1 protein-coding gene is annotated in these 1258 nt (G+C 74.6%); it reads left to right on the forward strand.

Features of this window, described 5'->3' with window-relative positions; genetic code table 11:
- The coding region (locus G6031_RS17340) for an oxygenase MpaB family protein (RefSeq protein ID WP_182653939.1) at positions 1-1175 on the forward strand (1175 nt) is incomplete at its 5' end.
- Positions 1176-1258: the final 83 nt, after the last annotated feature.

The following is a 1258-nucleotide window of genomic DNA, read 5'->3' on the forward strand; positions in this document are numbered from 1 at the left end:
CCCGCTTCGCCGCCGACGAGCGGTGGGGGCGCCGGGCGGCACGCCTGCTGCGGCCGTTCGCCGACGTGCGCTCGGGCCCCACGCCCGCCGATCGCGCGCGGATCTCCGAGGCGTTGATGTCCGGTGACCCGCGTGCCGACGCGGTCCTGGAGGCGATCGACAGGGGTGAGACCTCCATGGCGCGGGTGCGCGAGGCGCTGAGGGCGGCGGTGGCCGGTGAGTCCTCGCCCCCGGGGGAGCCGGCCGAGGTGGGCGACTTCGTCGGTGCCGTCACCGGGATCCCCGACTGGCTGGACCCCGACCTCGCCGACCACGGTGCCCGGGTCTGCCTCCGCGCCGGGCTGACCGGACAGGATGTGCTCGGTGATCTCGCCCTCCTCGGCGGCTACCGGCCGGCGGCCACGACCGAGGTGCTCACCTCGACCGGTCGCCTGACCGGGGAGGGAACCGCCACGCGGGTCGCGGAGACCATGGCCTGGTGGCACGCGGTCGCGGCACCTGACGGCTGGCGCCCGGGGAGTGCCGGCTGGGAGATGACCGTGCACGTGCGGCTCATGCACGCCCGGGTCAACCGCGCGATGCTCGCGAAGGGGTGGGACACCTCGGCCAAGGGGCTGCCCATCAACCAGGCGGATATGGCAGCCACCAACGGCCTGTTCTCCGCGACGTTCCTGTTGGGCACCCTCGTGCTGGGCATCCCGCACTCACGCGCCGACGGGCGGGCCGTCATGCACCTGTGGCGCTGGATCGGCCACGTGATGGGCGTGGACCCCGACTTCCTCCACGACCGACCGCGTCGAGGCCTGCGGGACATGTACCACTTCCTGCGCACCTCGCCGCCGCCCGACGCCAACTCGGCGGTACTCGCCGAGGCGCTGCTGGAGTCCTACGGACTGTCCGACTTCCCCCGCTTCGCCCCGGTGCGCCGCCGCCTGGACGTGGCCAGACACCGCAGCCTCGCGACCTACCTCAACGGCGTCGCCGGGATGCGCGAGTTGGGCCGGCGGCCCGCGTTGCCGTGGTATCCGGCCCTGGTGTTCCCGGCCAACCTCGTGACCCACGGGGCGGCCGCGGTGAGCCCGAGGCTGCGTACCGCACTCGAGGCCCGCGGCTACCGGCGCATCCGTCGGCAGATCACCCGCTACTCCCGGGGGACGGTCGCCCCGCTGGCCTGAGGCGAGTCCGGCCGGCCCCGGGTGACGAGGGCCGCGGCCGTCAGCGGGACAGCAGCGTGAGCCGCGCGAGTTCGCCGAGTCGG

It is taken from the genome of Dietzia sp. CQ4 (genome assembly GCF_014145125.1).
GTDB classification, from domain to species: domain Bacteria; phylum Actinomycetota; class Actinomycetes; order Mycobacteriales; family Mycobacteriaceae; genus Dietzia; species Dietzia natronolimnaea.